The following is a 15,791-nucleotide window of genomic DNA, read 5'->3' on the forward strand; positions in this document are numbered from 1 at the left end:
GTTACGTTCTACCTTGGCTACTGATATAATAAGACCAAAATAAATAAGGTCAACCAGAAATATTTAGCATTCTGGTTAACCTTATAATACGAACGGGGCAGTTTAGTTTTTTTACTCTTTTTAAGGGGGTGTAAGGAATGAGGTCCGCAAAATGAAAATAATGAACGTAGTATGGGTTTTATTAATCGTAATAGGTATTATGTTATCTGGTTGTTCCGAAGGTCCTCAAATTGACCACTTTAAAGAGAAAATAGTAGAAGCAACCGTAGTCAAAAAAGAATACGTAAGAGATGATGTGTCGGAATGGGAACTCACCCTCCGATATAAAGATAACGTCATCGTATATGGATATGACCATTCGGACTATTACAATCAGATAAAAGAAGGGGATAAAGTGCCTGTTACCTTAAGAAAAGGTTACACAAAGGAAAATAAATTAGAAGCTGAAACGATAGAACCAGTCAACGAATAAAAAAAGCGATGAATTATAAAGATTCTTATGGAACTAACGGGTGCGTTAGTTGATATATTTAAAGATGGGATGGCTATTACGAACCCATCTTTTTTATTATTCAACTTAAAGGGTTAAAATACCTAAATGTCTAGGTAAGAGAATTTACAGGGGCTGGTAGGCAATGCTTCAAATGAATCTGATTAAAAAATTGAAAACTTCATATCAAATTAAACTTTCGAACAACCACCGTTTTTTATGCCATACTATGGGTAGTAAAACCATTGTTTTTGATTCAAGTTCTTGGGAAAAAATTGCGGAGCTTAGTAAACCTAAAGATCCTGGCTATACCCAGTTCTCACAGAACGATAACTACTTATATATAAAAAGGACAATCGGGGCATTTTGTGTTTATGATACAGAGGGGTTTCAATTAGTCAAAACCCTTAAATCTAATAAAAAATATGGATTTGTCGAAGGGGACTTTGTAGTAACTAATACTCCCTTCCTTATCCTTGATACACTGAAAACCAAAAATGGGCAACAGCTGGCATTAATCAACATTGATAAGGGGGAACACAGAATCCTAACGGAATTTGAAGATTCAACAACAACCCTTATCAATTATAATCAGTATATCAAAAATGCAAATTCCTATTTATTTACTTTGAGTTATGAAAATCACGAAGGTTACAGAGTTAATAAAATAGTAAAAGTAAAAGACCCCTTAAATACAGGGTCGATTAAAGTGATGGAGAATTCAGAAATCTGGCACTGGAAATCAGTTATCTATTGTTCAAGTTATAACACATATATTGTTGTGGATAATTATGAGGTATTTATACTCGATGGACAGTTTGAAGAAATACTAAAGACAGTCTGCTTATCAGAACAGGATTATCCTGACCACTTGGGCTATTTTCAACATCTTCACCAGTCAAACGATGGTCGATATATTATCCTTACATATAGTCAGACAGTTTTAATACTGCGATACGATGATTTAAAACCCATAGTAGTTGAAAAAATTAGATACGCTTGTTTTGGGGAATTCAGTAGCGATGACCTATTTTTACTAATAGGAACTTGGGAAAATGGCTACATTCTTGAAAACAATTTACGTTAAACTGTAGTTAACATTGGTTATACCCCATTAGGATGTTACTTTTGATCTAAAATAAGATTGTGAAGAAATGTACTTAAACAAACGGGTGCGATAGTTGTACAACGCTTTAGAGCCGATAATTATAAAAGAAATGGTGGTTAAAGTATGGATAAAAATATCGATAAAAAAAGTTTAAGTGAATTTTTTGATTCTGGTGTAGGTTTAGATTTCTATATCAAAACTAAGGATTCTCGAAAGCATATAAAGTTTAGAGAAGAATTACAAGGTTTTCTTTGCATAAGTGAAAAATATTGGCAACGATATAGAGCAAATGGACCAAGAGAGAAGTTTGATTTACTTTTAGGTTTAGATCAATATGGTGACAAAGATTTTTCCATACAAGAGATAAAGGAATTAATAAACATTTGTGATGGTTTATCGGAAAAATACAATTCTAATAACATAGATGACCAAAAAGTAAGATACTTTTCAATAAAGTTAAAGGAGTTATGTGAAGAAGCACTCCGAGGGAAAAATTTAGTAGAAGCAATAGGAGATTGAGATAATTGTTTGCCTTATGTAATTAGTTGGAATTGCAAAAGATGGTATTAGGATTATAAAATCCTGTATTGAAACTACTGATTAAAATTTAAAATGCGTCTTACCGAGGCGTTTCTTAAACAAGCAGTAACACTTTATTATTAGTTTGAAGGTCTTATGATTATTGAAATTGACTATACTGGCTTTTTAAAGTTTGTGAATATTTGTACTTAAACTAATGGGTGCATTAGTTAAAGTAATGGAGGTTGCTTCAGCAGCCTTCGCTAGAAGTATTTATTGTAGAAATCTTTCCTTATTTTCCCGCTAAGATGGGCGTAGACCCTGGTTGTTTCACTTTTTTCGTGTCCGAGTAAAGTCTGAATAACTTCAAGAGGGGCCCCATTATTTAATAAATGAGTCGCATAACTGTGTCGGAATTGGTGAGGGTGGATATTTTTATTGAAGGCTGCTCTTTTCGAAATTCGCTTTATGATGTAACGTATCTGGGCTGTACTCATCCTATGAGGACAGCGTTCCGTGACAAATAGGGCTGAATCTTGATCCTGCCGTTCATCCAGGTAACGCTTTAACCAAATGTCACTGCGAGTATTGAAATAAACTTCGCGTTCTTTATTACCTTTCCCTCTGACTATCGCTGATCTGCTGGGCCAATCTATGTGCTCTTTGTTAAGTATTGCAACTTCACCAATCCTGCACCCCGTCGAAAACATAAATTCAAACAATGCATTTTCGAATGGGGAATAACAAGCCTCTCTAAGTAATTCAATCTCGTGATCAGTAAGAAATTTCGGTATTCTGCCCCAATTTAGGCTCTTTTATTTTTACGGCTGGGTTGTTATATAGATAGCCCTCTTCATATGCCCACCTAAGTAAGGACTTTAAGAATCGTATACGGTGTGCAAGGCTCGCCGGCTTCAAATGATTCCCAGTACTTATAAGGTATTGTTTTAAATCTTCTGTGGTAAGTGTTTTAATATCAATATCCTTGAAATATCTTATCAGTAAGTACAATTGGAATTTGTATGCTTTTATCGTATGAGGTGAGTAACCCTCAATACGTTTATCGAATTCATAATTTTCCCACGCTTTGGATAATAACATATAATCTCCTCCTAATTATCTATCTAGAAGGGATTATCCCCAGTTAAAATATCACTTAGTACACTTTTGTCTGAATGTTGGCCTTAAGCGAGCGATAGTTGAACAAAGTTATTTGTTATTCCGCTAACTGGCAGGTTAGTAGAAGAAGAAGTCCTTCTTATTCCATATCCTTTATTAGTGATTACCACTTGTTCTTAATATTCTTGTTGTAGGAATGTAACGGAACCTAGAAAACATCCGTTTATAGAAATAGGAGGAATGTTCATGAAAAAACCCATATGGCTAGTAGGACTGGTTGGTTTGATTCTTTTTGGAGTATACATAGGTGTGGGGATGCTTCAGGCAGAACCACCACAACCCGCTGTGAACGCAGATGGTAAATCCATACGGGTATATCCCGGGTCGTATTGCTGGAATTCCATGTTTAACGCAAGGTGCGTTGATACCATCGGTCCAGTTGGAATAATCCAACACCACCAAGCTAAGCCCATATCGATATCTCCAGGATCTACAATCACATTTGGATACGGGAAGAAGCCGAACAAGGGCAGCGTGGGGGCGAACCGTTGGAATCCGGATAATGAAAGTGCAACAGTTACCCTAAAAGGGAACTCCTTTACAGCACCAAATGAAAAAGGGACATATGTATACGATGTCTTTGCAAGTTGGGAAAAGGGCAGTGCAAGCCACGTGTTTGTCGTAGAAGTAAAATGAAGCATCACAATTGCGGAATGTTCTACAGTGGAAAGAGTGCCGATGTAGTTAAGGCAGAGCCTTCTTGTTCAACTAAAGGGGCAGAATAGTTCAATAAGGATTTTTGGTAAAAACATGATAATACCTTATATTTTTCATAAAAAGAACACTTCTTAAGTTAGAATATATAGATACTGTAAAGAAAAATATTTAAATATAAGTAGGTAAACAAATAAGAAAAATGAGGAAAAATATGAAAACTTATCCTTTAACAGAAAATGATTTTAAATTAATTGATGAAGCTAAAAGTAAAATTACTCACCTCTATGAAGATGATAGGCATCATGTAGGAGCAGCGTTAAAAACAAAGTCGGGAAATATCGTTTCTGCGGTACATATAGAAGCATACATTGGACAAATTACAGTATGTGCTGAAGCTATCGCGATTGGAAATGCAATTTCAAACGGAGAAAAATACTTTGATACAATTGTTGCCGTTAGACATCCTTATTCTGATGAAAAAAATAGAGAGTTAAGAGTAGTTAGTCCGTGTGGATTGTGTAGGGAATTAATCTCCGATTATTCACCAGATTGTTTTGTTGTTTTAGATATAGATGGCGAGTTACAGAAAACTAAAATTGGTGAACTAATTCCACTTAAATATAGTCGGGAATCATAAATGAAAAACCTTAATGAACTAACGGGTGGTTTACTTCAATAAGAGAGTTGCTTTGGCAGCTCTTTTTGTTATGGAACTATCGGGAGGGGGAATTTGACCTTGGACAAAACTCAAGTAAAGGTTTACTTCAGCTTGTATGGAGCTGAATTTCCAATAAATTATGCGACCAAAACGTTGGAAGTTAAACCAACAAAAACCTATAAAAAGGGTGAAGTGATTGTAAGACCTTATAATCCAAATGTTATTTCAACGAAAACTCTATATCGAAAAGAAACAGCCTGGGAATTAAGTACGGGCTATCGAGAATCCTTTGATGTGAAGGAACAAATGGACCAGATTTTAGGACCGTTAAAAAATAAAGCAGCTACAATAAATCAGTTAAAAACAAAGTATAAACTCGAATGTAAAATCTTCATTGATTATTATGGAAAATGGAGATTCACCGGGTTTGTATCTGGATAACGAACAGATTGAATTTGCAAATAGTGTTAAAGCTGAAATTGATATTGATTTGTATGCAAACCCTTATGAAAATGATTTTGAAGACTAAGCACAAACCTTCTTCAACTAACGGGTGCGATTGTTCAATAAGAGCAGTCGCTTTTCTTGTTTCGCTAACGGTGCAGGATAGTTAAATATGAGGGATAATATGTAACTTTGAAAAACAAAGTCGGAAACTGACTTTTTAGTAAGTGAGAACAAAGTTGGCTACTCCACCTAAAAATCCTGTTTAACCGATATATATTAACCTATCAAATAAAATTAATCGGTTTAAATTTGGTGTTTGGTTGGTTCCCATCCTTTTTTAGTTACCGACTTTTTCATTCTGTTATCCCTTCACTATTCCTCTTTGCTTCCTCCGTAAATAAGATGACCATCTGCTCCATAAACTGTTATATCCGCTGGTTTAATCATTTCATCTTTAGAAGTAATATACCAAACCCACAACGCAGCCGTACCTGAACCTCCGCTCATTCCAGCCAAGTCGTCCCGAACATAAAGTTTATTTGGCTGTATATTGCCTTCACTATTTATAATGATGGTCTTTGCCTTGTCTCTGGCAAATCCGTATAGAATGGAGAAATCCTTTTGGACATTATTTTCAACTCTCCAGGTTATTGGTCCATTCTCCTCCTTTTCCTCTCTGAATTCTTGGAAATCTAATCCTGGAATCATTTTTACCATTTTGGTATGGTCTTTGCTGATAAGAACAGGATGGATTCCGAATTCAGTCTCGACAAAAGCCACATTTGAATCGGTATCAATTAAAATCACTTTTTTGCAATCCTCATTCTGTGCTTCTACTTTTGCACAGATTGCTTCTTCCAAGGATGTAGTAGGAATATAATTAGAACCAGGACTTGAACCAGGACTTGAACCAGGACGGGAAGCTGAAAAATAAAGTACCACAATTAATCCTAAGCAGAGTAAAGCTATTAAAATTTTTTTACTCATCTCCATCGCTCCCATAATTTTATACTACTCAGATAATTTCAATTATAAACCACACTCTTTCATCTTAGGAATAAATAGGGATTTTATATTAATACTCTCAAATTCTTGTTCAACTAACGGGTGCGTTAGTTAAAGAAGGAGGGCTGCTACATCAACTTTTTGTTCTTCAGCTAACGGGCAGGTTAGTTCAACAAGCTGATAACTCTAATAAGCCAGTGAAAACAACAGTTTCAAGTAGTATATAATAAAAATATAACTATCCGACCCTTTTAAGAGAGGCGAATAACATGAAGGTAGAAATAAGCTACTTCCCTCAAGAAAAAATAATAACTGTACCTGGCCCAGAAGCCACTTATCCTTTTGAGATAACCGGTGAGTTCCAAAATATCGTAGAGTTTTCTTGTTATATTGATGGGGACTATACAGATGTCCATGAAGAATTCTTTTGCAATTGGCTGGAAAACCCAAATTATTACCCTATTTATTCACTTGCGGAAATCGATGATTTTCAACTAGCAGAGTACGAAGAGCTGTTTAAGGTGCAAAATATAGAGTTCAATTGTATGAAGGGAAGTCGTAAAGACATGTTCTTTGTAAAGGCAATTATCCGCAGCCCACAGCAATTTAAACAATACTATCCTTATTTGCATGGGAATGGGAGCATGTTGAACTTATCATTATGGTCCTTAAAACAGGATATATTCAAACTAGAGGAAAGGGAACATGAGTCACCTTATCCTGTAAAAAGGACTAAAAATAACCGAACCAGACTTATTAAACTAAAATGGATAGCCAATACCCCGATAGCAACTTTAACTGAGAGTTCCACTATGTTTTGGGTAGGGCATGATGGCGATTATATAGCCGCATTCTCAAACGATGAACACTTTTCAACAATAGACTCTCTTCAAAAAATAATGCCAGAAAAGGTTGAGCTGGTGACTGATTATGAATGGGAATAGTGTTCTCCCTTTCCATACCCTAATAGAACTAACGGGTGCTTTACTTCAATAACAAGGGTTGCTGCGGCAGCCTTTTTCTTATGGCACTAACGGGGCAGGTTAGTTGAAGAAGTTACTCCCTTTTTAGCTCGTTGCTAAAGCCCGGAGACTTACGTTCTCTTTTTTTTACAATTGAGGTAAGATAAATTTAAAATAGTTTAGAAAGGAAAATTATGAACAGTAAACAAGTTGCAGAAATGTTTGACCTATCGGTCGACACTCTTCGTTACTATGAAAGAATTGGTGTGATACCACCAGTTACACGTGATAAAAATGGTTATCGTAATTATCAAACCAGTGATTTGAATTGGATTTTTCTTGTAAAAAGTCTTCGTTCGGCAGGATTATCCATTGAGTCATTGATTGAATTCGCTTCACTTGCGAGGCTTAGAGAAACCCAAAATGTGGAGGAGGCTCAAAAACAAATATTGGTTGACCAATTGGAGGAAGTTGAAAAAAATATAGAGAAAATGAAAGAAGTACATTCCCTCTTACAATATAAGATTGACACCTATGACGTTCATATAGCGAAGTTCAAAAGTGGTGAATTGACGAAAGATAAAGTGGAGAAGTTATGGGAGATGAAACATTTCAAAAAACTCGAATAAATTTCTTGCTATGGAGTTGACTCCATAGTTTATAGTAGCCTTATGTAATTAACCAATACGGAGGCAGAAAAAATGAAAACTATACAACTCAATAATGGTGTTGAAATTCCAATTTTAGGTTTTGGAGTATTCCAAATCCCTGGAGAAAAAACAGAGCAAGCTGTGATTAATGCTATCAAAGCTGGTTACCGTCATATTGATACTGCACAATCTTATATGAATGAAACGGAAGTCGGATTAGGAATTAAAAATTCAGGCGTTGCTCGCGAAGAGCTTTTCATTACAACCAAGATATGGATTGAAAATGTATCGTATGATGGCGTAATGAATTCTTTTCAAGGTTCACTTAATCGTCTTGGCTTAGACTATGTTGACTTATTACTTATCCATCAGCCTTATAATGATATTTATGGTGCATGGCATGCGATGGAAGAACTTCAAAAAGAAGGGAAAATACGTGCCGTTGGTATTTCAAATTTTGCGGTTGACCGGGCAGTGGATTTATCATTGTTCAACGAAGTAACTCCAGCTATCAACCAAATTGAGATTAACCCATTCAACCAACAAACAAAAGCTATTGAAGCGTTAAAAGCACAAGGGATTTGTCCTGAAGCATGGGCTCCTTTTGCAGAAGGGAAAAATGAGATTTTCCAAAATGAAATTCTTAGTGAAATAGGTAAGAAATATAATAAGTCAGTTGCACAAGTCATTTCACGTTGGCTCGTGGAGCAAGAAATTGTAGTCTTAGCAAAAACAACAAATCCAGAACGTATGGTAGAAAATATTGATGTCTTTGACTTCAGCTTAACTGATGGAGACAAAGCAGCTATTGCGACCTTAAATATTGGAGAAAGCCAGTTCTTCTCACACGCAGACCCAAATATGATTAAGTGGCTTGCCGAAAGAAAATTAGATTTATAAGAGAATTAGAATAGTAATCGCATGAAATTAGCTCATTTAGAGCGTTGATTTCATGCGATTATTTTTTTACCGATTAAAGAAAAACCATCCTTTAATAAATTCACAAATATTCCTGCTTTAAAGTGTGTTTTAAGGTTTCTAGTAAACCCAACTTAAATAACTCTTCTTCAACTAACGGGTGCGTAAGTAAACAAGTGGCTAGCCTTTAAGGGTAGCTTTTTCTACGATGTAGGAGAGTTCAATAAGATAAAATTATGGATATGTATAATTATTCTATATTTTCTTTTGAGAATTGTGCTTGTTATGATAAAGATGAAAAATGGGACCTTATTTCTTAAAGAAGTATGTATAGGAGGGGATGGAACAAATGCAGTATTCTATCAAACCAATTGCCTTTGTAAATAATACTAGAAAAGATATCTTGGATGATAATTGGGGTTCAATCATATCTACAATTGAACTAGCGGAAAATATAAATGATTCTTCATTGAAAGGTATTAATGAATTCTCACACTTAGAAATCATTTTTTTCTTTGATAAGGTATCAGATGATAAAATTCAGTATGAAGCAAGACATCCAAGAAACAATAAAGATTATCCCGAGGTTGGAATATTTGCTCAAAGAGGAAAAAATAGACCAAATAAATTAGGTGTAACTATTGTTGAACTTGTTGAACAAAAACAGCGTATATTAATAGTTAAGGGATTAGATGCATTAGACGGAACTCCGATTATCGACATTAAGCCAGTATTGAAAGAATTTCTACCAAAAGATGAAGTAAGCCAACCCGATTGGTCAATCTCTTTGATGGAAAATTATTGGGAGGATTTAAAGTAATTATTTCATAAACTCTGTAAAAGTAACTTTTGACCGTTTATTGAAATGAAGACCGAAATTAGATTGTGAAATATTGTACTTAAACTAACGGGTGCATTTGGATAAGTTATTTTGATGAAGGTGTTTTCGGAAATGGAATATCAACAGAAGGTTTAGTTTTATTCGATTTTACTGGTAGTGTTATTTTTAGATATCGTTCCGACTTAATGGATAGACCATTCATATCAGATTGTTATGCTATTTGTAAAGGGGAGGGGTCCTCCGTTTGGCTATTCCCCACACCGACTTTCCTTTATTACAGATTTATCCTGAATCTAAAATAATAAATTATCATAAAGTCCCAGAAAAATTGTACGGTTCACATGCTTTATGTGTTAGAGGAAATTATGCTTATTTTTTTGGTAGTTATGATTCTAATGGTGAGTTGTTCTCTTGGTATATTGGTAAGAAAAAACCTCAATTTCTTGGAAAGATTGATGGTATGGTAAGAGGCTTAAGTCATCGTGAGAATAACCACTTTATTTCTATATCTGAAGAATTCGTTACGTTATATAAAATAATTAATGATGAGGAATACAGCAACTAGTTCTTGTTGAACTAACGGGTACGTTCGCATTATAGAGTTAACCAGTTTTTACTGGTTGCTCTTTTTTTATAGGACCTATTATTTCGTAGCCAGGGTAGAACGTACGGGTGCGTGGGACTAAGATCTCGTGAACTAGACTGTTCGCCCCCTACTTGTAGAAAGATGTTTGAGGCTGGTTGGGACAAGATCTCGCATAACAAGCGAAGCTATGACCAATCTCCCCGGTACCAAAAACTACAATCCGACGATCATAAAACATATTTATAATTCGTAGCATCACTTTTAGTGGTCCAATTCTTTCCGATTGCTGGACCCATATCCTTTGATATATAAAGCTCTGTGCTGAACAGCTGAACTCCAGAATATTTCTTGAATGGCTAACGACTTTGTACTAGCATCATAACAATATTGGGCTTTCACTTGTTTCACTACTGGATCATAATGTGAATACTTAATGAAATCGTGTTGTTCTTGGTAAAATCCAGTTTTATCTTTGTTATAAACGGAACTCCAGGCACTAACAAAAGAAGAATTGTAATCCACCAATGCTAGTTATGAGAGATTAAGATTATCGACATATAAGTTATAGTGGTCCATTTTTTCTTGAACTACGATGTATTTAGTTAAACAATATATGATAAAAATACTTAATTTATGGAGGGGAATATGGGTTTAGAACACAAATTTTACCTTGTTTCTGAAACGATTGAAATTAATGAAATTTGGACGCTTATAGAAAACATCAGGGTGATTGATAATGTTGTAATTCACGATGATATTGTCCATTACATTTCAGACTCATTAGAATGGATACCAAGTAAAAATCCTGCGAAAAAAGGGAATCCAAATGGTCGAGGCATTAATTATTATGGAGTCACTCTTTTTGATGAACAATCTTCTAAATTATTAAAAGGTATTTTTACATCTTGGAGAGATTTATTTGAGAATGCACCAAATACCTTTGAAATAACAGGAAATTTTGTTTATGGAGATAATGAACAAGATGGAGAATACGAAAGAATTAATATTAATCGTGATGAAGTGATTAATCAGCTTGGAAAGATTATTTCTATGTCAGAACATTTAGCAAAAGGTAATTGTTATCTTTACCATTTGGGCATATAAAGTGTTTTACAATACTCTTCAATAATATAAAACAAGGACCAAATCTAAGGTCCTTGTTTTATATTCCATTATCAACAGTATTATTTAACAGAGCCCTTTTTAAACATCAACACTATTCTTTAACATAGCTAAATAAAAAAGGGTGATCCATTCACCCTTCAGTCCGATGCAGGCAATATAAAGTTATTAAATATGGGTGTCTGTTCTTTGGGGTTTTGATTTTACTGTAAAGTAAACAATAAAATATAGAATTAAACCAATGATAAAAGTATAAGTTGAACGATAGATAAAAAATCCAGTAATCAATGTGGCGATGCCAATAAGATATAATAATATTTTTTTAAAATCCAAGCTGGACATCTCCTTAAAAAATCATTTTCGTTCATTGTACCATATTATGGAATTTTAAGTTTTGCATAAGTAGTTGTCCTGCTATATCCTTTTGCAAAAAAAACGAATGTTTTCATACACTGCGTCTAGTAAAAGCATGCTCCATCGCCTGCTGATAATGACTGAATGTTTTAAGGACAAAGAAGTGTAAGGTCACAAGACAAGCAGCAGCCTTTAAGGCGGCTGTTTTTTTCTTCAGACAAACTCGCTCGAATGGAGGCCGATTTCGCTCGAATGAAGCTGAATTTGGCTCTAATCATCAAGGAATTGGCTCTAATTACAGCGATTTTGAACTTATTATCCATTTAAATGGAAAAAGTGAAGTCTCTTATACCCGCAAAATAGGAGAATTAAATGAGATTTGTCCCTATTGTTGATGAATTATGATCTTTTCCTCAATAATCATGACATTTGCAGGTTCATCCTGAATACATTTGTAAGTAAGTTTCCGAGAGTTGACTGTGCTATCTGATTTTGAAAAGGATGATGAAAATTTTATGATGAGTGACAATCAGAGAAATGCCTATCTTGATGCGATATATGCGGCTATTGAAAAAGGGATGGCTGCGAAGGAAGTGGTGTGCTCGATTACAACGGGTTTTCGTTCGGTTAAAACGTTGCGGGTCCAGCCTGGCCTTAATCCGTATCATGCTTCTGTTGCGGATATTGGTTATGGATTTGATGCTGTGCAGGGAACGATTGACCGTTTACGAAGAGGTGTGACCTCCAATAAGCTGGCCATGCTTGTTTTTGATCTGGATACTTTAAGAATTTCTGAGCAGTAGCTGAGCCCTAACTTTGAATTGGCTGTAAAAAATGCACCTCCTGATGTTTATTATTTAGTTGATTACAGCAGGAAACTGAACAGGCAAATTGCAGGCAGTATTTGGGAGGGAAATGATCTTTGCAAAGAGCTGCTTGGATCTCAGTGGGATATGATTTTGTCGCAGACTGAACCGGTTCAAGCCATTCCGCGCCTTTAACGGTAAGGAGGATGTGAATGAATCATGATGAGAATGAGCTCCTGCTGGATTGGTGGAAGATGATGGAGGAGGCAAAACCATTGGTGCGAAGGGTGATGTCATTGATGACGGAGCTCCGGCTGCATCCGGAATCAAGCCATAGCACCGGAATGATTTTGCTGTATAGAGCTGCGTCTGAGGTATCATACGGGTATGCAGGAGTAAGGGGCTGCATCAGGCGCGCGTTTACAAACGAGTACGGAGAAACATTGAGAGTCAATATGGCGAGGTGCCATAGCTTTGTGCATAAATTTTCAGCGGATACTAAAGTACTTTTGAAGCATGTGAAAGCAAACACTGCCGGTGCCCATGCTCAGCAAATCATCATCCAGCTTGAAGAGGTGTTAATGGAAAATGACCGCTTTTTAATAGAAATAGAAGAAAAAGCATAGGCCTTTTTTGGAAGGGACACATTCATGGCTTTGAATGAAAAAATGAAAACATAAACAAGAAGAGTGAAGCCAACTCTTCTTGTTTTTTGTCTTAGACACTTATTGTGTTTTCAGCCTGTAATAGTATTATTGTGCAGAAGATAAAGTATATTGTTGTGCAGTGCATGTGACAATAAACGGACCCAAAAACCGTACAGTTTTTGGTTGTAGTGCTGTATGGTTAATTCATAGGAGGATGAAAGATGCAATTAGATGAACGAAGTGCTCACTTACTGCGGATATTGCAGCAGTCGTCTCCTTTAAAGATGGATGAGCTTGAAGCGCAGACCAGCTTGACCCGAAGACAGGTGCAATATGGGATAGGGAAGGCGAATGATTGGCTTCACTATCATGATTACAAGCCTATCGGATATGAACGTAAAGCAGGTTATTACTTGTCAGACAGCATCCTTGCTGAAGATTTGCAGGTGAATCTGACTACGCGCACATATTTGTTTTCCGAAGGAGACCGTGAGAAGGTTTTTTCTTTGACCCTTCTGCTTAGCAGGGAGGAATTGTCTCTTTATCACTTTCAGTATATTTCAGGAGTTTCCCGAAATACAGTATTAAAGGATCTGCAGCGATTAAAGGAAAAAATGAAGCAGGCAGATCTTACAATTAGATATTCCAAGCAGGATGGCTATCTTGTAAAAGGCTCGGGCACAGCAAAAAGATATGTGGCTGAACAGCTGATACATGAGGTTCTCCATAGTGCAAACAGTTCCCTCATCATGGAATGTGTATGGGGACATGCAGCAAAACAGATTCATTCCATCCAGCATGAGCTCGAAACCATTGAACGCAAGCTCGGCATTACTTTTACAGATGAGAGGCTCCAGGAATTGACGTATCTGTTTTTGACTGCAGATGCGCTGATTGCAAAAGGAGACCCGCTGGAATCCATTGACAGCTGGAAAGAGCTTACGGCTGCGAAGGAATGTAAGCTTGTTGAAGACATGGTAAAAACGGATGGCTTTCAATCAAAATGGAATGAAACCGACATACTTTATGGAACGCTGCATTTATTAAGCATGAACCGGACAAGGGATGTGTCTCCACTGCAGGAGGATCATGTCATTTTGCAGCTTTTGAAAAACATTGTTGAGGAATTTGAGAGGCTGGCATGCCTGCATCTGCAGGATAAGGAATTGCTTTTAAATCAGCTTTATATTCATTTTAGGCCGGCTTATTACCGCATGCAGTACCGCATTTCACATGCAAACAGCATGGCAGAGCGGATTCAGAGGGTTTATCCGGAGCTGCACCATTTGACTCGAAAAGCCATGAGCCCAATGGAGCAGGCAATAGGCTGCAAAGTTCCGGAAGATGAAGCAGCGTATTTTACGATTCATTTCGGCGGCTGGCTCCGAAGGCAGGGCACTGCGCTTGATGACAGGAAGCGTGCGATTGTGGTTTGCCCGAATGGAATAGGCATCTCAAGCATCCTGATGTATACGCTTAGAGAGTTATTTCCTGATGTACTGTTTTTAGATGCATTATCGATCAGAGATATGGTGAATTACCCTTTATCATATGATCTCGTATTTTCCACAGTCCATCTTAGGACAGATGCCGCCTTATTTATTGTGCCGCCGATTTTGGAGATTGCAGATAAGCAAAAACTCCGGCAGCAGGTTATGCAAAAGCTTTACGGTTATTCAGGGCAAAGCCTTGATGCCGGTGCGCTTTTGAAGGTTATCGCACAATATGCGGACATTCGTGATCATGAGCAGCTTGAGGCAGCTCTTTCATCCCACATTTTTGCCGGGACACAGAAGATGAACAAGCATTCAATAGAGGAGGCAGAGAAACCTGTGCTGGAAGAATTATTAACATCACAAACCATTCAATTAAAAGCGTCTGTATCTGATTGGAAGGAAGGCATTAAAGCTGCTTCACAGCCCCTGGTGGATTTAGGGACGATAGAAGAAAGATACGTATACAGCATGATTTCATCCATTGAGGAAAACGGGCCATATGTCATCATTACTCCAGGTGTTGCCATTCCCCATTCAAGGCCCGAAGCTGGCGTGCGGTCATTATCTATGAGTCTATTAAAGCTCGATGAAGCTGTGGATTTTGCGCCGGGTAAACCGGTCCGTCTGATCATTGTGCTTGCAGCAGCGGACAGTGAATCGCATTTGCGGGCATTAGTCCAGCTGACACAATTGCTTGGTGAGCCATCAAACATTGAAGATATTCTGCAAAGCTCAGATAAAAACGTTCTGCTGAACTATATTCATAAATATTCGAAGGAGGAAAAGGTATGAAAATCATGGTGGTATGCGGAAATGGATTAGGAAGCAGCTTTATTATGGAGCTTAACGTGAAAAAGGCACTTACAGAGATGGGAAAAACAGCAGAAGTGGATCATACGGATTTAACATCCGCAAGAACGGTCCAGGCTGATATTTTTATAGGAGCGGCTGATATCATGGGCCAGCTTGATGATGGGAAGCGCACGGTTGTTACCCTGGAAAATATGATGAGCATTCCGGAAATCAAATCTAAACTAGAATCGCATTTAGCGTAATAAGGAGGAAATAGTATGAAGAAAATCATGGTAGTATGCGGAAATGGATTAGGAAGCAGCTTTATTATGGAGCTTAACGTGAAAAAAGCGCTTACTGAAATGGGTAAAACAGCGGAAGTGGATCATACGGATTTAACATCCGCAAGAACGGTCCAGGCCGATATTTTCATAGGGGCGGCTGACATTATGGGCCAGCTTGATGATGGAAAACGCACGGTTGTAACCCTGGAAAACATGATGAGCATTCCGGAGATCACATCAAAGTTAGGTTCCGTTTTAGAATAATACGAG

Annotated in this window: 19 protein-coding genes and 2 pseudogenes; 18 read left to right on the forward strand and 3 right to left on the reverse strand. The window is 36.9% G+C overall.

The genetic code is table 11. From position 1 onward, the window contains the following. Window positions 1–199 precede the first annotated feature (199 nt). The 3 genes from BM126_RS19215 (at window position 200) to BM126_RS19225 (ending at window position 2,117) form a co-directional block, all read left to right on the forward strand. Window positions 200–472, forward strand: a complete 273-nt coding sequence (locus BM126_RS19215) for a hypothetical protein (protein ID WP_177201511.1) — start codon at window positions 200–202, stop codon at window positions 470–472. A gap of 172 nt (window positions 473–644) precedes the next feature. After that, window positions 645–1,577 (forward strand): hypothetical protein, encoded by a 933-nt coding sequence (locus BM126_RS19220; protein ID WP_141770109.1) that lies wholly within the window; start codon window positions 645–647, stop codon window positions 1,575–1,577. A 144-nt stretch (window positions 1,578–1,721) separates the two neighbouring features. After that, entirely contained in the window at window positions 1,722–2,117 is a 396-nt protein-coding gene (locus tag BM126_RS19225; protein ID WP_090991051.1) for a hypothetical protein, read from the forward strand. Window positions 2,118–2,380: 263 nt separating this feature from the next. Here the strand turns inward: BM126_RS19225 and BM126_RS19230 are convergent. Further along, window positions 2,381–3,218 (reverse strand): annotated as a pseudogene (locus BM126_RS19230) (tyrosine-type recombinase/integrase). Window positions 3,219–3,482: 264 nt separating this feature from the next. Between BM126_RS19230 and BM126_RS19235 the strand changes: the two are divergent. From BM126_RS19235 to BM126_RS23435, 3 genes and pseudogenes are all read left to right on the forward strand, one after another. Continuing rightward, window positions 3,483–3,932: a hypothetical protein gene (locus tag BM126_RS19235; protein WP_090991052.1), complete on the forward strand. Its 450-nt coding sequence runs from the start codon at window positions 3,483–3,485 to the stop codon at window positions 3,930–3,932. A 232-nt stretch (window positions 3,933–4,164) separates the two neighbouring features. Beyond that, window positions 4,165–4,590 carry a cytidine deaminase gene (locus tag BM126_RS19240; RefSeq protein WP_090991053.1) on the forward strand — a complete coding sequence of 142 codons (426 nt, stop codon included), beginning with the start codon at window positions 4,165–4,167 and terminating at the stop codon, window positions 4,588–4,590. Window positions 4,591–4,764: 174 nt separating this feature from the next. Next, window positions 4,765–5,038 (forward strand): annotated as a pseudogene (locus BM126_RS23435) (DUF4279 domain-containing protein); the annotation flags it as partial. A gap of 392 nt (window positions 5,039–5,430) precedes the next feature. On the opposite strand, the gene BM126_RS19250 reads toward BM126_RS23435, so the two are convergent. Then, window positions 5,431–6,045 (reverse strand): hypothetical protein, encoded by a 615-nt coding sequence (locus tag BM126_RS19250; RefSeq protein WP_090991054.1) that lies wholly within the window; start codon window positions 6,043–6,045, stop codon window positions 5,431–5,433. Window positions 6,046–6,332: 287 nt separating this feature from the next. Between BM126_RS19250 and BM126_RS19255 the strand changes: the two genes are divergently transcribed. From BM126_RS19255 to BM126_RS19275, 5 genes are all read left to right on the forward strand, one after another. Further along, window positions 6,333–7,007 (forward strand): hypothetical protein, encoded by a 675-nt coding sequence (locus BM126_RS19255; RefSeq protein WP_090991055.1) that lies wholly within the window; start codon window positions 6,333–6,335, stop codon window positions 7,005–7,007. A 212-nt stretch (window positions 7,008–7,219) separates the two neighbouring features. After that, window positions 7,220–7,654: a MerR family transcriptional regulator gene (locus BM126_RS19260; RefSeq protein ID WP_090991056.1), complete on the forward strand. Its 435-nt coding sequence runs from the start codon at window positions 7,220–7,222 to the stop codon at window positions 7,652–7,654. Window positions 7,655–7,726: 72 nt separating this feature from the next. Continuing rightward, window positions 7,727–8,575, forward strand: coding sequence for an aldo/keto reductase (locus BM126_RS19265; RefSeq protein WP_090991057.1), 849 nt, complete (start codon window positions 7,727–7,729; stop codon window positions 8,573–8,575). Between the two features lie 367 nt (window positions 8,576–8,942). Further along, complete coding sequence (locus BM126_RS19270; protein WP_090991058.1) at window positions 8,943–9,413, forward strand: SAM-dependent methyltransferase; 471 nt, start codon at window positions 8,943–8,945, stop codon at window positions 9,411–9,413. A 265-nt stretch (window positions 9,414–9,678) separates the two neighbouring features. Beyond that, a complete protein-coding gene (locus BM126_RS19275) occupies window positions 9,679–9,999 on the forward strand; it encodes a hypothetical protein (protein WP_090991059.1) in 321 nt (106 codons plus the stop codon). 282 nt (window positions 10,000–10,281) lie between these two features. On the opposite strand, the gene BM126_RS23440 is transcribed toward BM126_RS19275, so the two are convergent. After that, the gene (locus BM126_RS23440; protein ID WP_371261478.1) at window positions 10,282–10,542 is read right to left on the reverse strand and encodes a VgrG-related protein; all 261 of its coding nucleotides are present in this window, start codon (window positions 10,540–10,542) and stop codon (window positions 10,282–10,284) included. 123 nt (window positions 10,543–10,665) lie between these two features. Between BM126_RS23440 and BM126_RS19280 the strand changes: the two genes are divergently transcribed. The 7 genes from BM126_RS19280 to BM126_RS19305 all read left to right on the forward strand — a co-directional run bounded on the left by BM126_RS19280 (window position 10,666) and on the right by BM126_RS19305 (window position 15,785). Further along, window positions 10,666–11,124 carry a hypothetical protein gene (locus BM126_RS19280; RefSeq protein WP_090991060.1) on the forward strand — a complete coding sequence of 153 codons (459 nt, stop codon included), beginning with the start codon at window positions 10,666–10,668 and terminating at the stop codon, window positions 11,122–11,124. A gap of 845 nt (window positions 11,125–11,969) precedes the next feature. Further along, a complete protein-coding gene (locus BM126_RS23050) occupies window positions 11,970–12,299 on the forward strand; it encodes a hypothetical protein (protein ID WP_256213190.1) in 330 nt (109 codons plus the stop codon). An 18-nt stretch (window positions 12,300–12,317) separates the two neighbouring features. Then, the gene (locus tag BM126_RS23055; RefSeq protein WP_256213191.1) at window positions 12,318–12,497 is read left to right on the forward strand and encodes a hypothetical protein; all 180 of its coding nucleotides are present in this window, start codon (window positions 12,318–12,320) and stop codon (window positions 12,495–12,497) included. 17 nt (window positions 12,498–12,514) lie between these two features. Further along, window positions 12,515–12,928, forward strand: a complete 414-nt coding sequence (locus tag BM126_RS19290; RefSeq protein WP_090991061.1) for a hypothetical protein — start codon at window positions 12,515–12,517, stop codon at window positions 12,926–12,928. A 242-nt stretch (window positions 12,929–13,170) separates the two neighbouring features. Beyond that, window positions 13,171–15,237 (forward strand): BglG family transcription antiterminator, encoded by a 2,067-nt coding sequence (locus BM126_RS19295; protein WP_090991062.1) that lies wholly within the window; start codon window positions 13,171–13,173, stop codon window positions 15,235–15,237. Continuing rightward, window positions 15,234–15,500, forward strand: coding sequence for a PTS sugar transporter subunit IIB (locus BM126_RS19300; RefSeq protein ID WP_090991063.1), 267 nt, complete (start codon window positions 15,234–15,236; stop codon window positions 15,498–15,500). The genes BM126_RS19295 and BM126_RS19300 overlap by 4 nt, the downstream gene beginning before the upstream one ends. 15 nt (window positions 15,501–15,515) lie before the next feature. Next, window positions 15,516–15,785: a PTS sugar transporter subunit IIB gene (locus BM126_RS19305; protein ID WP_071352060.1), complete on the forward strand. Its 270-nt coding sequence runs from the start codon at window positions 15,516–15,518 to the stop codon at window positions 15,783–15,785. The last annotated feature ends 6 nt before the right edge of the window (window positions 15,786–15,791 follow it).

Source organism: Bacillus sp. OV322, assembly GCF_900112495.1.
GTDB lineage: Bacteria > Bacillota > Bacilli > Bacillales > DSM-1321 > Peribacillus.